The organism is Sodalis sp. RH14 (assembly GCF_047324285.1).
Classification (GTDB): Bacteria; Pseudomonadota; Gammaproteobacteria; order Enterobacterales; family Enterobacteriaceae; genus Acerihabitans.
Map to the genome: position 1 here is coordinate 5,476,027 of NZ_CP178739.1, position 20,974 is coordinate 5,497,000.

Consider the following 20,974-nt stretch of genomic DNA (forward strand, 5'->3'; position numbering starts at 1 on the left):
CGGGCGGATCAATCCGGCCACAGCCAGGCGGCGCCGCGCACCCCGCTGGAATCGCCGTGGGCCGCCTTGCGCACCGGCGTTTCGCACTCGCCGCCGAACGTCCAGCCTTTAATCAACGCCGGCAGGGTACGGTATAAGCGGTCGACGTTGCTCATGCCGCCGCCCAGCACCACCACGTCGGGGTCGAGGATATTGATCACATGGGCCAGCGACTTGGCCAGCCGCTGCTCATAGCGGCTGACGGCCATGCCGGCCAGCGCGTCCCCCGCCGCCGCCCGCTGCATAATCTCCGCGCCGGTGGACGGCGGCCCGCCCAGGCGGGTGTAGTCGCCGGCAAAACCGGTGCCGGACACAAAGGTCTCGATACAGCCCGTTTTGCCGCAGTAGCAGGGTACTTCCCGGGCATGGCGCTGTTCGTCCCCGTCCTGCCAGGGCAGGGGATTATGGCCCCACTCTCCGGCGATGCCGTTGCCGCCGGCATGAACCCGACCGTTGATCGCAAGCCCCGCGCCGCAGCCGGTGCCGATAATCACCGCAAACACGGTGGCGGCGCCGGCGGCCGCGCCGTCGGTGGCCTCGGATACCGCCAGGCAATTGGCGTCGTTGGCGATGCGTACCGGTCGTCCCAGCAGCGCCGTTAAATCCTTATCGATCTCCCGGCCGTTGAGCCAGACCGAATTGGCATTTTTCACCCGTTGGGTATACGGCGACAGGGTGCCCGGGATGCCGATGCCGACGCTGCCCTGCCGGCCGGCGGCCTGTTCGGCGCCGGCCACCAGCGAGGCGATGGCGCGTAGGGTCTGGTCATAATCGTCGCGCGGCGTGGGGATACGCTGGCGATATATCGCCTGTCCGTCCTCGCCCAGCGCCACCACTTCTGTTTTGGTCCCGCCCAGATCTATGCCAATACGCATTGTCACCTCCTCCATTTAATCCGCCGCCGGCCATCGCGTCCCCGATGCGGCATGAGAGACGTCTCACACATCCACATCCTGAACCATGCTATCGATTTGGCTTAATGTACACTCTATTATCATTCCCGTAACACAGCGAAGACGGCATATGAAACCCAGTATTCTTGTCGTGGACGACGACCCCGCCATCTGTGAACTGTTAAACGACATGCTCAGCGAGCATGTATTTACCGTGCACGTCCGCCATCAGGGCCGGTCGGCGCTGGCGCTGCTTGAGCAATCGCCGGAGATTGCGCTGGTGCTGCTGGACCTGATGCTGCCGGATACCAACGGCCTGCTGGTATTGCAGCAGATCCAGCGCCTGCGGCCGCATTTGCCGGTGGTGATGCTCACCGGCATGGGATCGGAATCCGATATCATCGTCGGTCTGGAAATGGGCGCCGATGATTATATCGTCAAACCCTTTCATCCGCGCGTGGTGATTGCGCGCATCAAGGCGGTGCTGCGCCGCGGCGGTTCGCCGTCCATGGCGCCGCCGGCCGCCGGCCGTCACAACGGCTGGCTGTTTAACGGCTGGCGGCTCGACAGCGACAGCTGCACGCTGTTTAATCCCGGCGGGGATCCGGTGGTCCTGACGCAGGGCGAATACAGCCTGCTGCTGGCGCTGATTGCGCACGCCCGTAAAGTGCTCACCCGCGATCAACTGCTGGAACTGACCCACAGCGAAACCCTGGACGTCTTCGATCGCACCGTCGACGTGCTGATCATGCGGCTGCGCCGTAAGATAGAATCCAATCCCCACCAGCCGACGCTTATCCGCACCATCCGCCGGCTGGGATATGTGTTTGCGGCCGATGTGGTGCGCGCCGATGCCGCCATCGCCCAGACCGCCTGAGCGCGTCAGGCCGGTAAGAGGGGGTAGTCGTTGCATAGCAGCCAGCGCGGCGCCTCGTCTTCGGTTATCGGGCTAAAACGCGCCTGTCCCCGCAGGAAACGGTTATCATGCTGGTCGTCATTGGTCATGGAGACTTCGCCCACCAGCACATCGCCATAACCCTCCTCCCCCCAGAAACTGTGGTAAATGCCGGGCGTGAGGCAAATGCTTTCCCCGGGCGCCAGCCGCACCCGGGAGCCGGCGGCGTGGGTTTGCCGGCAACCGTCGATGACGACCGTCACTTTCGAGGCGGCGAGCTGTTCCCCCTCATCGCTGTTATACATTTCCACCATCAGGTTGCCGCCGCCCCGGTTGATAATATCCTCGCGCTTATGCCAATGAAAATGCAGCGGCGTGATTTGCGCTTCCCGGCAATGGATGGCTTTTTCGGCATAGGTTTTGGCATAAGGCGCGCCGTCGGGGGAGCCGTTGCGCAAGGTGAACAGCGTCAGGCCGGTATGGCTAAAATCATCGCCGCCGAAATCGGTGACATCCCAGCCCAGGCGCAGATCAAACACCTCGCGCCAGTGCCGGCGCTCCAGGGCCAGCCAGTCCGGGGGGGAAAAACGGGCAAACGGCGGCAGATGCATGCCGTTGCGGGCAAAAAATTGCTGGGTCTGCTGCAGGATACTGTTGACCTGAGAGCGTTTCATATCGCCTCCGCTGTCATCGGGAGCGGGCGGCGCGATACCTCGCCGCCCATAGGAGGATGATGGCGGGCCGGCGCGGAGTCGACCGCGCCGGCCCGCCGGCGCTGTGGATTATTTCACCGTCCAGCCCTTGTAGCTGCCGACATTGTTGCGATCGATCATTTTCACCGGGATCAGCACCGGGTCCTTGGGTGCCGGCTTGCCTTGTAAAATGTCATAACCGATTTCCACCGCCTTGGCGGCCATGACCTGCGGATCCTGGGCCGGCGTGGCGACAAACAGCGAGTTTTCGCGTTTCAGCGCTTCCTCGCCGTCCGGCGAGCCGTCGACGCCGACGATAAAGAACTCTTTACGCTGGGCCTGCTTGGCGGCCAGATCGGCGCCGATGGCCGTCGGGTCGTTAATGGCGAAGACCGCGTCGATATGCGGGTTGGCCGCCAGCAGCGAGGTCATCACTTCCAATCCTCCCTCGCGGCTGCCCTTGGCATTCTGGTTATAGGACAGCAGTTTGATATCCGGGTGTTTTTTCAGCTCGTTCATACAGCCTTCCACCCGGTTTTGCACCGCGGACACCGGCGGGCCGTTAACAATCACCACCTGGCCTTTGCCTTTCAGCTTATCGGTAATGTATTGGCAGGCCAGTTCCCCGGCCTGCGTATTGTTGGAAGTGATGGTGGCGTCGGCCCCCTCGGCCGCCACATCGACCGCCACCACCACGATGCCCGCGGCCTGGGCGCGTTTCACCGCCGGACCTATGCCTTTGGAATCCGCCGCGTTCAGGATAATCATATCGACCTTGGCGGCGATGAAATTATCGATTTGCCCCACCTGCTGGCCCAGATCGTAGCCGCTGGACACCAGCGTCACGTTAACTTTATCGCCGGCCAGTTCCCGGGCTTTCATTTCCGCCCCTTTGGTTATCTGGACAAAAAACGGGTTGGCGAGATCGCCCACCGTTACGCCGATGGCCTTCAGATCCTTGGCCTGCGCCAGGGGGGCGACGGTCAGCATGGCCGCCGTCAGCAACGCGGTATAAACAGGATTAAATCGCATGGTTTCTCTCCGGTATGGGTTATGCCTGATGATGTCGGGTACGGTATTTGTCAATCAGCACCGCTATGATGATCACCGCCCCTTTGATCACCAGCTGCCAGAAATAGGAGACGCCCATCAGCGTCATGCCGTTGTTAAGCGTGGCGATAATCAGCGCCCCCACCAGCGTGCCGGTGATGGTGCCGATGCCGCCGACAAAGCTGGTGCCGCCGAGGATCACCGCGGCAATGGCGTCCAGCTCGTACCCCATGCCCAGGTTGCCGTTGGCGCTGTAGAGCCTGGAGGCGCTCATCAATCCGCCCAGGCCGGAAAGCAGGCCGCTGGCGGCATAGACGAACAGCAGCACAAAGCTGACCCGGATGCCGGTCAGGCGCGCCGCCTGCATATTGCCGCCCACCGCGTAGATATGCACGCCGAGGGTGGTGCGCCTGAGGATAAACCAGCACACCGCAATCACCGCCAGGGCAATGATAATCAACCAGGGCACCGGCCCCAGGTAGGAATTGCCGATCCATTCGAAATTGATATAGGAATTGATCACCGTAGTGCCGTCCGCCAGCAGGTAGGCGGCGCCGCGCAGCGCGGTATAGGTGCCGAGGGTGACGATAAACGGCGGCAGGCCGGCGTAGGCCACCAGGATGCCGTTGAACAGCCCCATGCCCAGCCCCGCCAGCAGCGCCAGCGGAATCGACAGCCAGGCCAGCGCCGGATTGAGCGAGACCACCATGGCCACCACCGCCGTGGCGCCAAGCATCGACCCCACCGACAGATCGATGCCGCCGGTCAGGATAATAAAGGTCATCCCGGCCGCCAGGACGATGTTTATGGAAGCCTGGCGGGCGATATTCAGCAGGTTGCTGTCGGTGAAGAAATTGGGCGCGACAAAGCCGAAAATCGCCACGATCAGCACCAGTATCGGCAGGATGCCGACAGTTTGCATCAGGTCGTTCAGCCAGGGCCGTTTGGCGGCGGCCGGCGTGGCGTCGGGGGTAGCGGAATTGGTGGCCATGGCGGCTCCTTAAACGGACGTCGGTGTCAGTGCGACGCCGGTGGCCAGCGTCATGATATTTTCCTGCGAAATCTCGCCGCGGCTGAGCTCCCCTGCCAGTCGGCCCTCACACATCACGTATACGCGATCGCTCATCCCGACCACCTCAGGCAGTTCGCTGGAGATCATTAAAATGGCTACGCCCTGCTGCGCCATTTGTCCCATCATGCGATAGATCTCGCTTTTGGCGCCCACGTCCACCCCGCGCGTCGGCTCGTCAAGGATCAGGATGCGCGGATGGATCGCCACCCAGCGCGACACCAGCAGCTTTTGCTGGTTGCCGCCGGACAGCCCGCCGGCGCGCACCTGGGCGTGGGGTACGCGGATATTGAGCGCGCGGATGGCCTCGGACGAAATCGACAGTCCCTTGCGTCGGTTAAGCAGGCCGAAGCGCGCGTCGCGCTCCAGGATCGGCATAACGATATTTTCATGGGCGGCCATATCCAGGAACAGCCCCTGTTCCTTACGGTTCTCGGGCAAAAAGCCGATGCCCAGCGCAATGGCGTCGCGCGGCGAGCGGATGGCGACGGGATTGCCGTCCACACGCACGACGCCGCCGGTGGGTTTATGGACGCCGAACACCAGCTGGGCCAGCTCGGATCGGCCGGCGCCCACCAGTCCGGACAGCGCGACGATCTCGCCGGAACGCACCGTCAGGCTGACGGGCTTGACCTTTTTGCCGTCGGTAAGGTCCCGCAGCTCCAGGCGCACATCGCCCACCGGGATATGGACGTCCTTATTAAACAGATCGCTTAGCGGCCGCCCGACCATCATGCGCACCAGCTCGGCGGCGGAAAGCTGCTCGCGCGTCAGGCTGCCGACATACTGGCCGTCGCGCAGCACGCTGACCCGATCGGAGAGTTCATAGACTTCCGCCATGCGATGGCTGATATAGATAATGGCCATCCCTTCCTGGCGCAGCCGTTTTATCAGCTCGAACAGGCGCTGTGTTTCGCGGGACGAAAGCGCGGCGGTGGGTTCGTCCATCACCAGGATGCGGCTGTTGCGGTGCAGCGCGCGGCCGATTTCCACCTGCTGCTGTTCGGCGATGGTCAGCGACATGACCAGGTCGGTGGCGTGAAACTGGGCGCCCAGGCGATCGATAACCTGCTGGGCCTCCTGGACCATTTTGCCGCGCTGCACCAGGCCGCCGCGCGCCAGCTCACTGCCGAGGAAGATGTTTTCCGCCACCGTCAGGTTGGGCGCCAGATTCATTTCCTGGTAGATAAGCGTAATGCCCGCCGCCAGGGCGTCTTTCGGGCTTTTAATCGGCCTGGGCTCGCCGTCGATGACGATCTCGCCGCTGGTGGTGGTGTAAGCGCCGGCCAGGATTTTCATCAGGGTGCTTTTGCCCGCGCCGTTTTCCCCCATCAAGGCATGGATTTCGCCCAGCCAGACTTTGAGGTTGACCGACTTCAGGGCATGGAAATGGCCGAAACGTTTGCCGATATCGCGAATTTCGAGAATCGGGGTAGCTGTCATCCGGTTGGCGCCTTCGTTAAGCCGTCATAGGCGCAGTAAAGCAGGCGCAGATAAATGCAAAATGTCAGCGGTCGTTCATGTTTGTCATAATTAGCCACGGCATGGGTTTTATACTGGCGCCCTGCCCGTCGCGGAGCCCTGATATGACGTCGTTGTTCTCCCCAAAGCCGATCCTGGCAGGCGCCCGGGGCCGCCTGCTGATGTTTAACCTGCTGGTGGTGGCGGTGACGCTGATGGTCAGCGTGGTGGCGATCGTGGGGTTCCGCCATGCCGGCAACCTGCAGGAACAAATGCAGGCCCGTACCCTCAGTGAAATGACCGGCAGCATGGAGCTGGGACGCGATACCGCCAACGTGGCCATTGCCGCCATCCGCCTGTCCCAGGTGGTGGGCGCGCTGGAATACCAGAGCGAGGCTATGCGACTGGCGCAAACGCAGCTGGCGCTGCAATCTTCCCTGCGCCGGTTGGCGCAATCGCCGCTGGCCGGGAGCGAACCGGCGCTGGTGGAGCGCATCACCGGGCGCAGCGGCGCCCTGGAAGCCAGCGTCACCCGCCTGCTTGAGCTGGGCCATCAGCGGCATATGCAGCGCAACCAGCTGCTGAGCGAGCTGTACCAGTGCCAAATGTACCTGCGCCAGATTGATACCATCGCGGCCCGTGAACACCAGTTGGCGCCGACAGTCGCCCTCAGGGGCGAAATCGACCGCCTGCTGGATATCGCCATTCACACTACCAGCCCCCGGTCGGCGCTAATCCAACTGGATCAGGTGATGGCCGGCTGGCCGCCGTCCGGCGACGCCAGCGCCCTGCTGGGCGATAAAATCCGGTTATTTATGCTGAGCCAGCACAGTCTCGGCCCCCTGGGCCGCGAGCTGTCCGGCAGCGATCTGGCCATCGCCTATTACACCTATCATATTAAGGCGCTGGTCGGCATGCTGAACGGCGATATCAACCTGTATGTGCAAAAAGTGGCGGGGGAGTCGCGGGAGCGGATGCGCCAGACGCATAACGAACTGGCGTCAATCATCTATTTCATCGGCCTGTTTGCCCTGCTGTCGCTGGTCATCACCCTGTTCGCCGGCTGGTATATCTATCGCAACCTGGGGTCCAACCTGTCGGTTATCGCCGACGCCATGTCACGTCTGGCCAGGGGCGAGCGCCAGGTCAGCGTGCCGGGACTGCACCGGCGCGACGAACTGGGCGATCTGGCGCGGGCCTTTAACGTCTTTGCCGGCAATACCGCGTCTTTGGAGCACACCTCGCGTCTGCTGAAAGAAAAAAGCACCCAGCTGGAAAATACCTTCCTGGCCATGCGCGACGGGTTTGCCCTGTTCGATCGGCGCGGCCACCTGGTGGTGTGGAACCCGCAATACCCGCTGCTGCTGGGGCTGCCGGCAACGCTGCTGTTTCGTGGCCAGCATTACCGGGAATTGCTGGCGTTCCTCGGCCGCAACCAGGCAAAGGCGCCCGGTTATCGCGACTGGCGCGAGGTGGCGGCCCACCTGCGCGCGCTTCAACCCCGCGCGCTGGAAATACACCTGGGAAACGGCCCTATCCTCGAGCTGCGTTTCAGCCCGGTGCCGCGCCACGGCATGGTCAATGTGGTCTTGGACCGCTCGGAGCGCAAGGCGCTGGAGCAGGCGCTGGTCCATAGCCAGAAAATGAAGGCGGTGGGACAGCTGACCGGCGGCCTGGCCCATGACTTCAATAACCTGCTGGCGGTGATTATCGGCAGCCTTGAGCTGTGCGCAAACGGCGACGGCCGCGACGGCGAGCGCATCGATCGCGCCCTGAAAGCCGCCGGGCGCGGCGCCCAGCTGACGCAGCGCCTGCTGGCCTTTTCCCGCAAACAGGCGCTGCATCCCCAGGCGGTGCAGTTGGCCGGGCTGGTGGATAACCTGAGCGAACTGCTGCGCCAAACGCTTGCGGTCAACCTCGCGCTGAAGCTTGAGCCTCAACTGCCCGGCTGGTTTGCCTGGATCGATGTCAACCAGTTGGAAAACGCCATTATGAACCTGGTGGTCAACGCCCGCGACGCCATGGAGGGACGCGGCGGCGAAATTATTATCCGTACCTATAACCAGCGGGTGGTGCGCGCCGGCGGCAGGAAGCAGGATATGGTGACGCTGGAGGTCGCCGACAGCGGCTGCGGTATGTCGGCCGAGGTGCAATCGCAGGTATTCGAGCCCTTTTTCACCACCAAAACGGTCGGCAGCGGCAGCGGCCTGGGGCTGTCGATGGTCTATGGCTTTATCCGCCAGTCCGGCGGCCGGGTGCAGATTGAATCGTCACCGGGCGCCGGCACGCTGGTGCGCCTGCAACTGCCGCGCGCGCCGGCCGCGACCCCGGTCCCGGCGCCGCCGGCCGAACCCGCTCCCGAGGCGCGCGAGGACTTGCTGGTGCTGATCCTTGACGATCAGGACGATGTGCGCGAAACCCTGCGCGAACAGCTGCATCAGTTGGGATACCTGACGCTCGCCACCGGCGACAGCGCCGAGGCCCTGATGCTGCTCGGGCGCACGCCGGATATCGCCCTGCTGATTAGCGATTTAATGCTGCCCGGCGCGCACAGCGGCGCCGATGTTATTCGCCTGGCCCGCCGGGCGAATCCGGCGCTGGCTACCCTGCTTATCAGCGGTCAGGATATGCGCCGCGACGGCTGCGGATTGCCCGACGCCGTCACGCTGCTGCGCAAGCCGTTTAGCCTGGCGCAATTGGCCCAGGCGCTGCGGCAGGCCTTAGGCGCAAGGCTAAACGGCCATGGGTGATGCTTAACGGTTACCCATTGATAAGACGTTTCGATCAATAAAAAAAACTGTTTGGTCCGACGATAACGCGCCGGATGATACCGGCAAATCCCCTCGCGTGGAAAACAGAAAAACCACGGCCCCGGTCAAGCGCCCATGCCGCCGCGTAGCGGACCCGGCATGATAAAAAACGGCATAATGGTCTTCGCGGCATATTTAAAGGCGCAGCGGTGCGAGAAATAATAACTATGATATCGGCGGATATTCCACCGCGTTTTTTTAATGTTGTTAGGTAATATGTAATAAATATAATTAATATGATTTCCTTCTAAAATTAACTTTCGTATTAAAAATAATTCATCATTTAGTTTCTATGGATATAGAAATCATGGCGACAGGCATGCCGCCAAAGGCATGGAATGGATATATTGCAAAAATCTAAAATCACGAAAAGATCACAATACATTGCGTAAAAAATGAGTTAATTTATGATTTACCGCAAGACATTGAGAATATATATGACAAACTCAGCAGACGCGAAATTGTCTCTATGGTCGCTTACGGCTTTGGTGGTGGGGTCGATGATCGGCGCCGGTATATTTTCCCTGCCGGCCACCTTCGGTCGCGCCACCGGCGGCTTCGGCGCCCTGATCGCCTGGTGTATCGCGGGCGGCGGTATGCTGATGCTGGCTTTTGTCTTCCAGACGCTGGCCCAGCGCAAGCCTGAACTCAATTCCGGGGTATTTATTTATGCCAAGGAAGGATTCGGCGATTATTTAGGTTTTGCCTCCGCCCTGGGATTCTGGGCGGGCACCTGTATAGGCAACGTTTCTTATTATGTTTTAATAAAATCCACGCTCGGCGCCTTTTTCCCGATATTCGGCAATGGCGATACCGTGCCGGCGGTACTGGTGGCTTCGGTTATTCTCTGGGCATTCCATGTGCTGTTGTTGCGTGGCGTAAAAGGCGCCGCATCAATCAATACCATCGCCACCTTCGCCAAAGTTATTCCGATATTCTGTTTTGTCATTGTCTTGATTTTCGCCTTCAAAGGCGATTTTTTTGCCGCCAATTTCTGGGGCGTCCCGGATTTGGCGCGCGGCGGCGACGTATCGCACCTCAACGACTACGGCTATGCCGGCCATGCCGCCCTGGCGATGGCGCCGGCGGCGCAGCCCGAATCGCTGTTTTCCCAGGTACGGAGCACCATGCTGGTGACGGTATTTGTCTTTTTAGGAATCGAGGGCGCCAGCGTCTATTCCCGCTATGCCCGGCAGCGCAGCCATATCGGCATTGCCACGGTGCTGGGTTTTATCGGCGTGCTGTGCCTGATGATACTGGTGACCATGCTGTCCTACGGCGTATTGCTGCGCCCGGACCTGGCCGCCTTGCGCCAGCCGTCCATGGCCGGCGTGCTGGAAGCGGTGGTGGGCCGCTGGGGTGCGGTGTTTATTAGCGCGGGGCTGATTATTTCGGTGCTCGGCGCATATCTCTCCTGGTCGCTGCTGGCGGCGGAAGTGCTGTTCTGCGCCGCCAAAAGCCAAAGCATGCCGAAGATATTCGCCACGGAAAATAGCCGGGCGGTCCCCTCCGCCGCCGTATGGCTGACCAATATCACCATCCAGGTTTTCCTGGTCCTGACGTTGTTTAGTGATTATGCCTTTCAGCTGGCGCTTGAATTGACCAGCTCGCTGACGCTTATCCCTTATTTATTGGTCGGCGCCTACGCCTTAAAGCTGGCCTGGACCGGCGAGACCTATGAAACCGATTGGCGGGGGCATAAAAAAGACCTGCTTTTTGCGGCAATCGCTACCTTTTACGCGTTGCTGATGATTTATGCCGGCGGATTAAAGTATCTGCTGTTGTCCGCCGTGATCTACGGACCCGGCACCGTGCTGTTTATTCTCGCAAAACGTGAACAGAAGGCGGAATTATTCACCGCGGCGGAACGGACAGTCTTTATCGTCGTGATGCTGGCGGCCATTGCGGCGCTGTGGAGTCTCGCCACCGGGGTTATCACCATCTAAATGACGGGAGCTGATATGACAGAGAAGCAAAAACCTGCGGAGTATGGCGTTTATTCGGAAGTGGGACGACTGCGCAAGGTCTTGGTGTGCGCGCCGGGGAGGGCGCATAATCGCCTGACGCCCAGTAACTGTGATGAACTGTTATTTGACGACGTGCTGTGGGTGGAGCGCGCCAAACGCGATCATTTCGACTTTATGACCAAAATGCGCGAGCAGGGCGTCGAGGTGGTGGAAATGCATAACCTGCTGGCGACGACCCTGGAAAATCCTTTGGCCAGGAGCTGGCTGCTGGATCAGCAAATCGTGCCCGATGAGGTAACGCTTGGGATATTAAGCGAAACCCGCAGTTTCCTCGATGGCCTGCCGCCGCGGATCCTGGCCGAAGTGCTGATAGGCGGCCTCTCCACCACCGAACTGGCCGCGCAGGGATATGCCGATCATGAGGAACTGACGCTGATCCGTGAAGCGGTGGGCATTACCGAGTACCTGCTGCCGCCGTTGCCCAATACCCTGTATACCCGCGACACGACCTGCTGGATCTACGGCGGCGTCACGCTTAACCCGCTTTACTGGCCGGCCCGCCATGAGGAAACATTGCTGATGGCGGCTATCTATAAATTCCATCCGGATTTTGCCCATGCCCATTTCGATGTCTGGTATGGCGATCCGACGGTTCACCACGGCACCGCCACCCTGGAAGGCGGCGATGTGATGCCTATCGGCAATAAAACGGTGCTCATCGGCATGAGCGAACGTACCTCGCACCAGGCCATTACCCAACTGGCGGCGTCGCTGTTCGCTAAAAAACAGTCCGGGGTGGAACGGGTAATGATTGCCGCCATGCCGAAACTGCGCGCGGCGATGCATCTGGATACGGTATTCACCTTCTGCGATCGGGATGTGGTGACGCTGTATCCGGCCATCGTCAATCAAATCAAAACGTTTTCCCTGCGTCCGGACGACGGCCCGACCGGCATGAAGCTCAGCCGCGACCCGGGCTCCTTTGTCGAGGCGGTGGCCGCGGCGTTAAACCTGGATACGCTGCGCGTGGTCGAAACCGAGGGCAATGATTACGATACCGAACGCCAGCAGTGGGACAGCGGCAATAACATGGTGGCGCTGTCTCCCGGCAAGGTCATGGCCTATGATCGCAATACCAAAACCAATACCCGGCTGCGTAAAGAAGGGGTGGAGGTCATTGAAATCGTGGGCAGCGAGCTGGGCCGCGGACGCGGCGGCGGTCATTGCATGACCTGTCCGCTGATTCGCGACGCGGTTGAGTGATCCCGCGCGCCAAGGGACAAGGCCGTCGGGATTGCGCCGATAACATCCGCCCGTTCACGCGGCGGCATCAATAAGAGAAGCAGTGGAACGGCGCGCTCTGCATAACCCCTGCCGGCGGCAACCTGACGGCGGGCGCCGGGGAGCGCGCCGTTTTTTACGTCATGAGCCCCGCCGCGTTTCCTCGCCGCCATAAGATACTGTGGCTTAATGAGCGGTGAATTGAGTCAAAAATCCGGCGCAAAATGCACTACTCTTCTTTATCCCGGGTACGCCCAGCTTAAACGAGATGAGAGGATTGTGATGCTGTACCGCCGTTTCGAAAAATTTATCGACGTTTTCCAGGAAGCGCCGACGAAGGCGCCACCCGGCCGGGTATGGCCTTTCTATTGGTATTATCTGCGCCAGGTCTGGCCGAGCTTTGCCGCGCTGCTGGTGGTGGGTTTGGTCGGCGCGCTTATCGAGGTGGCGATGTTCAGCTACCTGAGCCGGATTATCGACCTGGTCAACGGCACGCCCGGCACGCGTTTTTTCAGCGAGCACGGCGGCGAACTGCTGTGGATGACGGTGGTGATCCTGTTGCTGCGTCCGGTGTTCATCGGCCTGCACGACCTGCTGGTGCACCAGACCATCAGCCCGGGTATGACCAGCCTGATCCGCTGGCAAAATCATAACTACGTGCTGCGCCAGAGCCTGAATTTTTTCCAGAATGATTTTGCCGGCCGCATCGCCCAGCGCATTATGCAAACCGGCAATTCACTGCGCGACTCGCTGGTGCAGGCGGTGGACGCCCTGTGGCATGTGCTGATTTACGCCATCACCACGCTGGTGCTGTTTGCCGAGGCGGATTGGCGTCTGGTGATCCCCCTGGTGGCCTGGATTTTCGGCTACCTGGTCTGCCTGTATTATTTCGTGCCCAGGGTCAAAGCCCGCTCGGTGGCGTCTTCAGAGGCGCGTTCCAAGCTGATGGGCTGTATTGTCGACGGCTATACCAATATCACCACCCTGCAACTGTTCGCGCATACGGCGCTGGAGCAGCAGTATGCCCGCGAGGCTATCAGCGAGCAGACGTATAAAACCCAGCTGGCAAGCCGTGTGGTCACCAGTATGGACGTGGCGATCACCACGCTCAACGGCCTGCTGATCGTCGGCACCACCGGGCTGGCGCTGTGGTTATGGACCCAGTCGCTGTTAAGCGTGGGCGCCATTGCGCTGGCCACCGGCCTGGTGATCCGCATCGTCAATATGTCGGGCTGGATCATGTGGGTGGTTAACGGCATTTTTGAAAATATCGGCATGGTGCAGGACGGCCTGGAAACCATCGCCCAACCGGTCAGCGTCACCGACCGGCCGCGGGCGCAGCGGCTGGTGGTCGACCGCGGCGCCATTCGGTTTGATCATGTTGATTTTAACTACGGCCGGGAGCGGCCGGTGATAAACGGGTTGGATCTGTTTATCCAACCCGGCGAAAAAATCGGTCTGATCGGCCCCTCCGGAGCCGGCAAGTCGACGCTGGTGAACCTGCTGCTGCGCCTGTACGACCTGGACGGCGGCCGGATTCTTATCGACGGGCAGGATATCGCCCACGTCAGCCAGGAAAGCCTGCGGGCGCAGATCGGCATGATCACCCAGGATACCTCCCTGCTGCACCGTTCTATCCGCGATAACCTGCTGTATGGCAAACCCGGTGCCAGCGACGAGCAACTGTGGGATGCCATTCGCCGCGCCCGCGCCGACGAGTTTATCCCACTGCTGTCCGACCCGCAGGGCCGCACCGGCCTGGATGCCCATGTCGGCGAGCGCGGCGTGAAGCTCTCCGGCGGGCAGCGCCAGCGTATCGCCATCGCCCGGGTATTGCTGAAGGACGCGCCGATCCTGATTATGGATGAGGCGACCTCGGCGCTGGATTCGGAGGTGGAGGCGGCCATCCAGGAAAGCCTGGAGCTGCTGATGCGCGGCAAGACGGTCATTGCCATCGCCCACCGGCTGTCGACCATTATCAAGATGGATCGGCTGGTGGTGCTGGATAATGGGCGCATCGCCGAGGTCGGCAGCCATAACGAACTGCTGGCCCGCCAGGGGTTGTATGCCCGGTTATGGCAATACCAGACCGGCGGATTTGTCGGGGCGGAGTAATCAGGGCGGCGGCATGGCGCTTGGTCGGTGCCGGTTATCGCCACGTTTTGCTCAGTCCTGGCGGTAGGGTAGCGACTGCCTGGCGTCCTGCGCCCAGGCGCGCACGGCCTGTTGTTCTTGCGTCAGGAAATCGGCCACCGCCTCGCGCAGGCCGGGGTGGCGCAGGTAGTGCCATGAGTCGGTCAGCACCGGCTCGAAACCGCGGATAAGCTTATGCTCGCCCTGGGCGCCGGCGTCAAAACGCGCCAGCCCATGGGCAATGGCATAATCAATGCCCTGGTAAAAACAGGTTTCGAAATGCAGCCGATCGAATTCCGCCAGGCAGCCCCAATAGCGCCCGTAAAACGTATCGCCGTCCACCAGGCTGAAGGCCATGGCCACCGGGCGGCCCCGTTGGCTGGCCAGCACCACCCGGACGGCGTCGGGCATCCGTGCGGCCAGCAGGCTAAAAAAGTCCCGTGCCAGGTAGGGCGTGCGGCCGCGCACCTCATAGGTATTGGCGTAGCAGGCGTAAATAAAGTCCCACTGCGCCTCGCTCACCTGCCCGCCCGCAAGCCAGGCGAACTCAATGCCCTGCGCCAGGACCTGCCCGCGTTCCTTGCGCATTTGCTTGCGTTTGCGCGAGGTCAGGGCATCAAGAAAATCCTGGAAATCCCGGTAGCCGCGATTAAACCAATGATACTGGCAACCCAGGCGCCTGAGCCAGTCCGGCTCGGCCGCCAGCAGACCGTTGGCGCGGGAATCGGTAAAGTTGATATGCGCGCCCGAGAGGCCGTGGCGGGCCAGATGCCCCGGCAGCGCCGCCAGCAGCCGGGCGCCCGCCGCCGGGTCGCCGAGCAGCCTGGCGCCGGTTACCGGACTGAAGGGCACGGCGCCCAGCCATTTGGGATAATACTGAATACCGGCGCGTTCGCAGGCTTCCGCCCAGCCCTGATCGAAAACATATTCGCCATAGGAGTGGTGTTTCCGGTAGCCGGGCATGGCGGCAAGGGTACGGCCGTCCTCCACCCATAACAGATGGTCGGCTTGCCAGCCCGAACGCGGATCAAGGCTGCCGCTGTCCTCAAGAGACGACAAAAAGGCGTGGCGCAGAAAGGGTTGTCCGGCCGGGACCAGGGCATCCCACTCGCCGGCGGGAATATCGCGCAGGCGCGCCAGGGACGTTAAAGACATCACAATATGCTCCGGTGAAGTGCCGACAATCAGAAAGAACAGTAGCCAGTTGCCGCGCGATACGCAAGGGCGGGGGCACGCAGTGGCAAAGGCGCAGTATCTCAAGGCGGGTTAGTTTTCCAGCGTGAAGCGATGTGCCGTGCCGGGGTGCCGATAGTCCGTCCACACATAATCAGAGCGAATAAAAAAAATAGATCATACTTAGAGGGGAATAACGACATTATCAGGGGAACGCATGGGTTTTACGGGATGGACAGCGGCCGTGGGCGGCTTGTTATTAGTCATGTCGCTGGCGTCCGGCTGGATCCATCGCGGGCCCGTCACCTCATTCGGCGTATATCTGTTGGCGGGCATCGTCTGCGGTCCCTGGGTGCTGAACCTGCTGCGGGTGGATGTGGCCGCCCACGCGATGTTAATCGCGCATGTCACCGAAATTGCCATGGCCGCCTCGCTGTTTATTACCGGCCTCAAGCTGCGATTGCCGTTCCAGGACCAGGGCTGGCGCATGGGACTGCGCCTGGCTTTCCCGGCGATGATCCTGACGGTCGGCGGCGTGACGCTGGCCGCCCACTGGCTGACCGGATTCTCCTGGCCGCTATCCCTGGCCTTCGGCGCGATAGTGGCGCCTACCGATCCGGTGCTGGCCAGCCTGATTTCGGTTAACGACGCCCGCGACGACGATAGCCTGCGGGTCTCCCTGTCCAGCGAAGCGGGCATGAACGACGGCACGGCGCTGCCGATTTTGATGTTGGCCATGCTGCTGCTGACCACCCATGAGCCGCTGTCGTTCGGCATGCTGGGCCACTGGGCGCTGCGCGATGTCGCCTGGGCGCTGCTGGGCGGGCTGGGCATCGGTTTTGGCATGGGCCGGCTGATTGGCCATCTGGCCACGCACCTGAAAAGTACCCGGAACGACACCGCGCCCAATGATTTCCTGGCCCTGGCGCTGGTGGCCTTAAGCTACGCCGCGGCGCAAAGCCTGGACGCGTCGGGCTTTTTAGCCACGTTTGCCGCCGGCGTCGGGCTCAGGCGCACCGAGCTGGGCATCTTTTCCCGGCATTCGCCGGACCATTTGCCGGAGGACGCGCGCGGCGGCACGGCGGAATCCCTGGTCAATCCCAACCAGCGCCATGAGTCCGGTGCGTCGGGGCCGCTGCGCTCCGTCGGCCTGGTGGTCAGCGACGCGCTCTCCTTTGGCGATACCATGGAACGGTTGTTTGCCGCCGGTATCGTTATCGTGTTGGGCGTCACCCTGGCGCTGCATTGGGATCCCATGGGATTGGTGCTGGCGGCAATCGTATTTTTGCTGGTTCGCCCGCTCGCAGTGTATGCGGCGACCATCGGCAGCGGCACGCCGCGCCTGCACCGGGTCTTGATCGGCTGGCTGGGTATCCGCGGCATCGGCAGCATCAACTATATTACCTGGGCCTATATCCACGGCCTGTCCGGCCCTGATGCCGAGCGCATGGCCAATATGGCGTTTACGCTGATTGTGGCAAGCGTTATCGTGCACGGTATCTCGGTCTCGCCGCTGCTCAACTGGCGGCAGGACAAAATGGCGGCGGCCGCGCAACGCCGGGACAGGCCCGACTCTTCCGGGGATGGCTGAACCGGTTGCCGCGCCGGTGTTTTTGGCTCAGGCCGCGCGCGATATGCGCAACGGCAGGAGCATCGCCGCCGCCAACGCCAACAGGTGCAGGCCCGAAAGCAGCGCAAAGGCCAGCAAGAATTGCCGCGGTTGGGCATGGCCGGGATGAACCTGGGTTAACGAGACGGCCATGACCAGGAGCGTGGTCGCCACCGGCCCGCCGATCCGTTGTGCGATATTCAGCGCGGTGTTCGCCACGGCAAGCCTCGCTTTCGGTATCGACGCATACGCGGCCGATATGGACGGTATGCTGATGGTTCCCTGGCCCACGCCGGCGAGAAACAGGCTTCCCATGGCCCAGGCGGGGGAGAACAGATGGCTTGCCATCCACAGGAACGCCAGGGTGCTCAGGAACGCCAGCAACGCGCCGCCCGCCGAGACCGCGCGGCAGCCGTACCTGTCTGTCAACGCCCCCAGCAACGCAAACGAGCACATCATGCCCATCCCCGTCGCGGCGATAAGCCAGCCCGCGTGCGCGGCGGATAACCCACAGCCGGCTATCAGGTACAGCGGGACGATCAGCTGCCGGCCGTACATGATGCCGCTGGCGAAAAATTGTGTGATCGCGGCGACAGAGAAGGTCCGGTGCGAGAAAATCCGTACGTCGATCAGGGCTGAATCCCCCTTGCGCAAGGAATAGCGTACGAACCCGGCCAGAACCACGACGGCCGCAAGCAGCAGCCATCGTCCCCCGGCGTGCGCCGCATTTTGCAGCCCGTAAATCAACGCCACGAGGCCGGGGGAAATCAGCGCGAAACCGGGAAAATCGAACGGCCGCGATGGCAAGGTGACGGCATCGCCCGGCAGCAGTAACGCCGCCAGTGCGACACCTGCCACCCCCACCGGTACGTTAAGGTAGAACAACCAGGACCAGGTGGCCTGCGTCAGGATCGTCCCGGCCACCACCGGACCGAGAATGGGTGCGAGCAGGATAGGCAGCGTGGCGTAGCCCATCACCCGCGCCATGTTTTTCCCCGCCGCGCGCGCAATCATCATCTGCGTCATGGGCGCCAGCACGCCGCCCACCAGACCCTGGAACACCCGGGCGGCGATCAATCCGCCCATCGTCCGCGACGCGCCGCACAGAACGGACGCCAGGATAAAGACCGCGAAACAGATAAGATAAAGCCGCTTTGCGCCGATGCGATCCACGAGCCAGCCGTTGAGCGGCAGCATCAGGGTCATCGCCAGCAGATAGCCGCTGACGATCCACTGCGCCGTCGCAATGGATGAGCCGAGCGTATGGCTGATGGTCGGGAGTGAAACGTTGACCACGGTCGAATCGAGCTGCGTCATAAACGACCCGATCAAGACGACGACGGCCACTTTCCACACGGATGAGCCGATTTCGCCGGGCGCGTTGCCGCGCTTCGTTCCCGGGTTCATTTTTCGGCCAGTCGTTTGATGATCCCGCCGGCCTTGAAAAGCATGGCGCGTTCTTCCACGTCAAGTTCCGCGATCGCCTGCGATAACCACAGCCGTTTCGCCTCGCGGTTTTTCTTGCGTAGCTCAACCCCGCGCGCCGTCAGCTCGATAAGCACCTGGCGGCCGTCGGTGGCATGCGGCGTACGCCTGACGATGCCCATGTCTTCAAGCGCGGCAATGGTCGCGCCCATAGACTGCGGCTTCATCCTTTCAGCGCGCGCCAGCGCCGCCGTGGTGGCGGGGCCGTCGTTAGCCAGCCGCGACATGACGACAGACTCGGTCATTGAAAGTTCTCCCGCCCCGGATTCATTGCGGGTACGCCGGATAAGCATCCCTATCGCCTGCATAAAATCGAAAACGTCTTGCTCCGGGGTATTGGCTGACATGACCTGGTCACCATAATGGGTAAATGATAGGGAAAGCATGAATGTTGCCAGTCAAACTTGCAAGATAAACTTGCAAGTTTGACTGTTAAGTGCAAATCTCATTCCTGGCGCCGCGCACCTGGCGCCGTCAACCCGCGCCGCCGGGCGAAGCCATCGGCCGCTGCGCGGCAAGCGGCGGGCAACACACTGATATGACCATTGGAGGATCCCCGCATGCCGTGGTATCACTACCTGTCGTATTTCTTGGGCGGAGCCGTTGTCGCCAACGCGATTCCACATTTGGTCAGCGGAATGATGGGGCGGTCTTTCCAAAGTCCCTTTGCCACGCCGCCGGGCCAGGGGCTGTCATCGGCAACCGTTAATGTGTTGTGGGGGGCATTCAATGTGGCGCTGGCCTATTTTTTGATTTACCAGGTGGGATCTTTCACTCTACGCGCTATGGCGGACGCGGGCGCCGCCGGCCTTGGCGCGCTGTTAATGGCGCTGGTGTGCGCCCGCGCGTTCGGGCGTTTCCATGGCGGTGCCGGAAAATGACACTGGCGGTAGATCAGGAGATCTATCGCCAGTGAACGCGTTTTCCGGATTTTTACCGGGATGGGACGATGGGGTATAGCCTTATCGCATGGTGACCAATTCTTCCGCCGCGGTGGGATGAATCGCCACGGTATTATCAAAATCACGCTTGGTGGCGCCCATCTTCATGGCCACGGCAAAGCCCTGAAGGATCTCATCCATGCCCAGGCCGATGCCGTGCAGGCCGATAATTTTTTCCTCCGGCCCCAGGCACACCAGCTTCATCCTGCATGGCTGGCGATGGCTTGTCACGGCGGTGTACATGGAGGTAAACGCTGTTTTGTATATCTTGATCTGTTTTTCACCGTATTTGGCGATCGCTTCCGGCTCGGTCAGGCCGATGGTGCCGATGGGCGGATGGCTGAACACGACGGTTGGGATGAGATTGTAATCCAGATGTTCTTCCGGCTTGCCGTTAAACAAGCGTTCCGACAGGCGGCGACCCGCGGCCACCGCCACCGGGGTCAGTTCCACCGCGCCGGTATTGTCGCCGACGGCGTAGATGCCCTGGACATTGGTATTCTGGTATTTATCCACCCGGATATAGCCGTTGCTGTCGGTTTCCACCCCGGCCGCGGCCAGGTTGAGGTTATCAGTGGACGGCTCGCGCCCGATGGCCCAAATCAGCGCGTCGACGGTAAATACCTGGCCGTTTTCCAGCGTCAGCGTCAGGCTGCCGTCCTGGTTTTTCACAATGGTTTCGGGAATGGAGCCGGTATGCAGGTTCGGGCCTTCCGCCTGCATGATTTCCACCAGCGTATCCACCACCAGCGGATCGAAGGTGCGCAGCGGCGCGTGCTTACGCACAAACAAATGGGTCTGCGCGCCCAGCGCATTCACCACCCCGGCAAGCTCCACCGCGATATAACCGGCGCCGACCACCGCCACGCGCTGCGGCATGGCGTCCAGCGCGAAAAAACCGTCGGAATCGATACCGTATTCGGCGCCGGGGATATCGATATGGCTGGGGCGTCCGCCGGTCGCGATCAGAATATGATCGGCGGTGATGTGTTCGCCGTTGACTGCTACGGTATGCGCGTCAACAAAGGTGGCGAAACCCTCGATAACATCGACGTTGTTATTGCCCAGCACCCGTTCGTAGGACTGATGGATGCGGTCGATATAGGCGCTGCGGCTCTTGACCAGGGTCTGCCAGTCAAAATGGTTAATGGTGGTGTCGAAACCATAATCCGGACCGTAGAGCTTGATCGCTTCGGCGATTTGCGCCGCGTGCCACATGATTTTTTTCGGGACGCAACCGACATTGACGCAGGTGCCGCCAAGATATTTGGCCTCGATCAGCGCGCACTTCCGGCCGTACGATGCGGCACGGTTAATCGAGGCGATACCGCCGCTGCCGCCGCCAATAGCAAGATAGTCGTAATGTCTGGTCATCAGGATTCCCTTTTGGTCTTTTGATGGGCACAAGTTTAACGCGCAAAACGCATTTGTCGCAAAGTTTGCATCAATCCCTCCGATAGGCGCAGAGTGGGGCGC

General features: G+C 61.3%; 16 protein-coding genes. 7 read left to right on the top strand and 9 right to left on the bottom strand.

The window, feature by feature from the left end; all coding sequences use genetic code 11:
• Positions 1-8: 8 nt before the first annotated feature.
• On the bottom strand, positions 9-914 hold the full coding sequence (gene mak / locus ACL2XQ_RS24960; protein ID WP_410013032.1) for a fructokinase: 906 nt from the start codon (positions 912-914) through the stop codon (positions 9-11).
• 148 nt (positions 915-1,062) lie between these two features.
• Between mak and ACL2XQ_RS24965 the strand changes: the two genes are divergently transcribed.
• On the top strand, positions 1,063-1,809 hold the full coding sequence (locus ACL2XQ_RS24965) for a response regulator transcription factor (protein WP_413729236.1): 747 nt from the start codon (positions 1,063-1,065) through the stop codon (positions 1,807-1,809).
• Positions 1,810-1,814: 5 nt separating this feature from the next.
• Here ACL2XQ_RS24965 and ACL2XQ_RS24970 read toward each other — a convergent pair whose 3' ends face one another.
• From ACL2XQ_RS24970 to ACL2XQ_RS24985, 4 genes are all read right to left on the bottom strand, one after another.
• On the bottom strand, positions 1,815-2,501 hold the full coding sequence (locus tag ACL2XQ_RS24970) for a D-lyxose/D-mannose family sugar isomerase (protein ID WP_410013034.1): 687 nt from the start codon (positions 2,499-2,501) through the stop codon (positions 1,815-1,817).
• A 108-nt stretch (positions 2,502-2,609) separates the two neighbouring features.
• The gene (locus ACL2XQ_RS24975; protein WP_413721668.1) at positions 2,610-3,551 is read right to left on the bottom strand and encodes an ABC transporter substrate-binding protein; all 942 of its coding nucleotides are present in this window, start codon (positions 3,549-3,551) and stop codon (positions 2,610-2,612) included.
• 19 nt (positions 3,552-3,570) lie between these two features.
• Positions 3,571-4,560 carry an ABC transporter permease subunit gene (locus tag ACL2XQ_RS24980; RefSeq protein WP_410013036.1) on the bottom strand — a complete coding sequence of 330 codons (990 nt, stop codon included), beginning with the start codon at positions 4,558-4,560 and terminating at the stop codon, positions 3,571-3,573.
• 9 nt (positions 4,561-4,569) lie between these two features.
• A complete protein-coding gene (locus tag ACL2XQ_RS24985; protein WP_413739808.1) occupies positions 4,570-6,081 on the bottom strand; it encodes a sugar ABC transporter ATP-binding protein in 1,512 nt (503 codons plus the stop codon).
• Between the two features lie 143 nt (positions 6,082-6,224).
• On the opposite strand from ACL2XQ_RS24985, the gene ACL2XQ_RS24990 reads away from it, so the two are divergent.
• The 4 genes from ACL2XQ_RS24990 (at position 6,225) to ACL2XQ_RS25005 (ending at position 14,272) form a co-directional block, all read left to right on the top strand.
• Positions 6,225-8,849, top strand: a complete 2,625-nt coding sequence (locus tag ACL2XQ_RS24990; RefSeq protein ID WP_413739809.1) for an ATP-binding protein — start codon at positions 6,225-6,227, stop codon at positions 8,847-8,849.
• A gap of 497 nt (positions 8,850-9,346) precedes the next feature.
• On the top strand, positions 9,347-10,855 hold the full coding sequence (locus ACL2XQ_RS24995; protein ID WP_413739810.1) for an amino acid permease: 1,509 nt from the start codon (positions 9,347-9,349) through the stop codon (positions 10,853-10,855).
• A 15-nt stretch (positions 10,856-10,870) separates the two neighbouring features.
• Positions 10,871-12,139, top strand: coding sequence for an arginine deiminase (locus tag ACL2XQ_RS25000; protein ID WP_410013039.1), 1,269 nt, complete (start codon positions 10,871-10,873; stop codon positions 12,137-12,139).
• Positions 12,140-12,439: 300 nt separating this feature from the next.
• The gene (locus ACL2XQ_RS25005; protein WP_413740550.1) at positions 12,440-14,272 is read left to right on the top strand and encodes an ABC transporter ATP-binding protein; all 1,833 of its coding nucleotides are present in this window, start codon (positions 12,440-12,442) and stop codon (positions 14,270-14,272) included.
• Between the two features lie 51 nt (positions 14,273-14,323).
• On the opposite strand, the gene ACL2XQ_RS25010 is transcribed toward ACL2XQ_RS25005, so the two are convergent.
• Complete coding sequence (locus tag ACL2XQ_RS25010; protein WP_410016692.1) at positions 14,324-15,445, bottom strand: GNAT family N-acetyltransferase; 1,122 nt, start codon at positions 15,443-15,445, stop codon at positions 14,324-14,326.
• A 235-nt stretch (positions 15,446-15,680) separates the two neighbouring features.
• On the opposite strand from ACL2XQ_RS25010, the gene ACL2XQ_RS25015 reads away from it, so the two are divergent.
• On the top strand, positions 15,681-17,054 hold the full coding sequence (locus ACL2XQ_RS25015) for a cation:proton antiporter (protein WP_413731651.1): 1,374 nt from the start codon (positions 15,681-15,683) through the stop codon (positions 17,052-17,054).
• A gap of 27 nt (positions 17,055-17,081) precedes the next feature.
• Here the strand turns inward: ACL2XQ_RS25015 and ACL2XQ_RS25020 are convergent, their stop codons facing one another.
• Entirely contained in the window at positions 17,082-18,479 is a 1,398-nt protein-coding gene (locus ACL2XQ_RS25020; RefSeq protein ID WP_413739811.1) for a DHA2 family efflux MFS transporter permease subunit, read from the bottom strand.
• Positions 18,476-18,904, bottom strand: coding sequence for a MarR family winged helix-turn-helix transcriptional regulator (locus ACL2XQ_RS25025; RefSeq protein ID WP_410013042.1), 429 nt, complete (start codon positions 18,902-18,904; stop codon positions 18,476-18,478). The genes ACL2XQ_RS25020 and ACL2XQ_RS25025 overlap by 4 nt, the downstream gene beginning before the upstream one ends.
• 213 nt (positions 18,905-19,117) lie before the next feature.
• On the opposite strand from ACL2XQ_RS25025, the gene ACL2XQ_RS25030 reads away from it, so the two are divergent.
• The gene (locus ACL2XQ_RS25030) at positions 19,118-19,438 is read left to right on the top strand and encodes a hypothetical protein (protein WP_410013043.1); all 321 of its coding nucleotides are present in this window, start codon (positions 19,118-19,120) and stop codon (positions 19,436-19,438) included.
• Positions 19,439-19,519: 81 nt separating this feature from the next.
• On the opposite strand, the gene gorA is transcribed toward ACL2XQ_RS25030, so the two are convergent.
• Complete coding sequence (gorA, locus tag ACL2XQ_RS25035; protein ID WP_413721663.1) at positions 19,520-20,872, bottom strand: glutathione-disulfide reductase; 1,353 nt, start codon at positions 20,870-20,872, stop codon at positions 19,520-19,522.
• Positions 20,873-20,974: the final 102 nt, after the last annotated feature.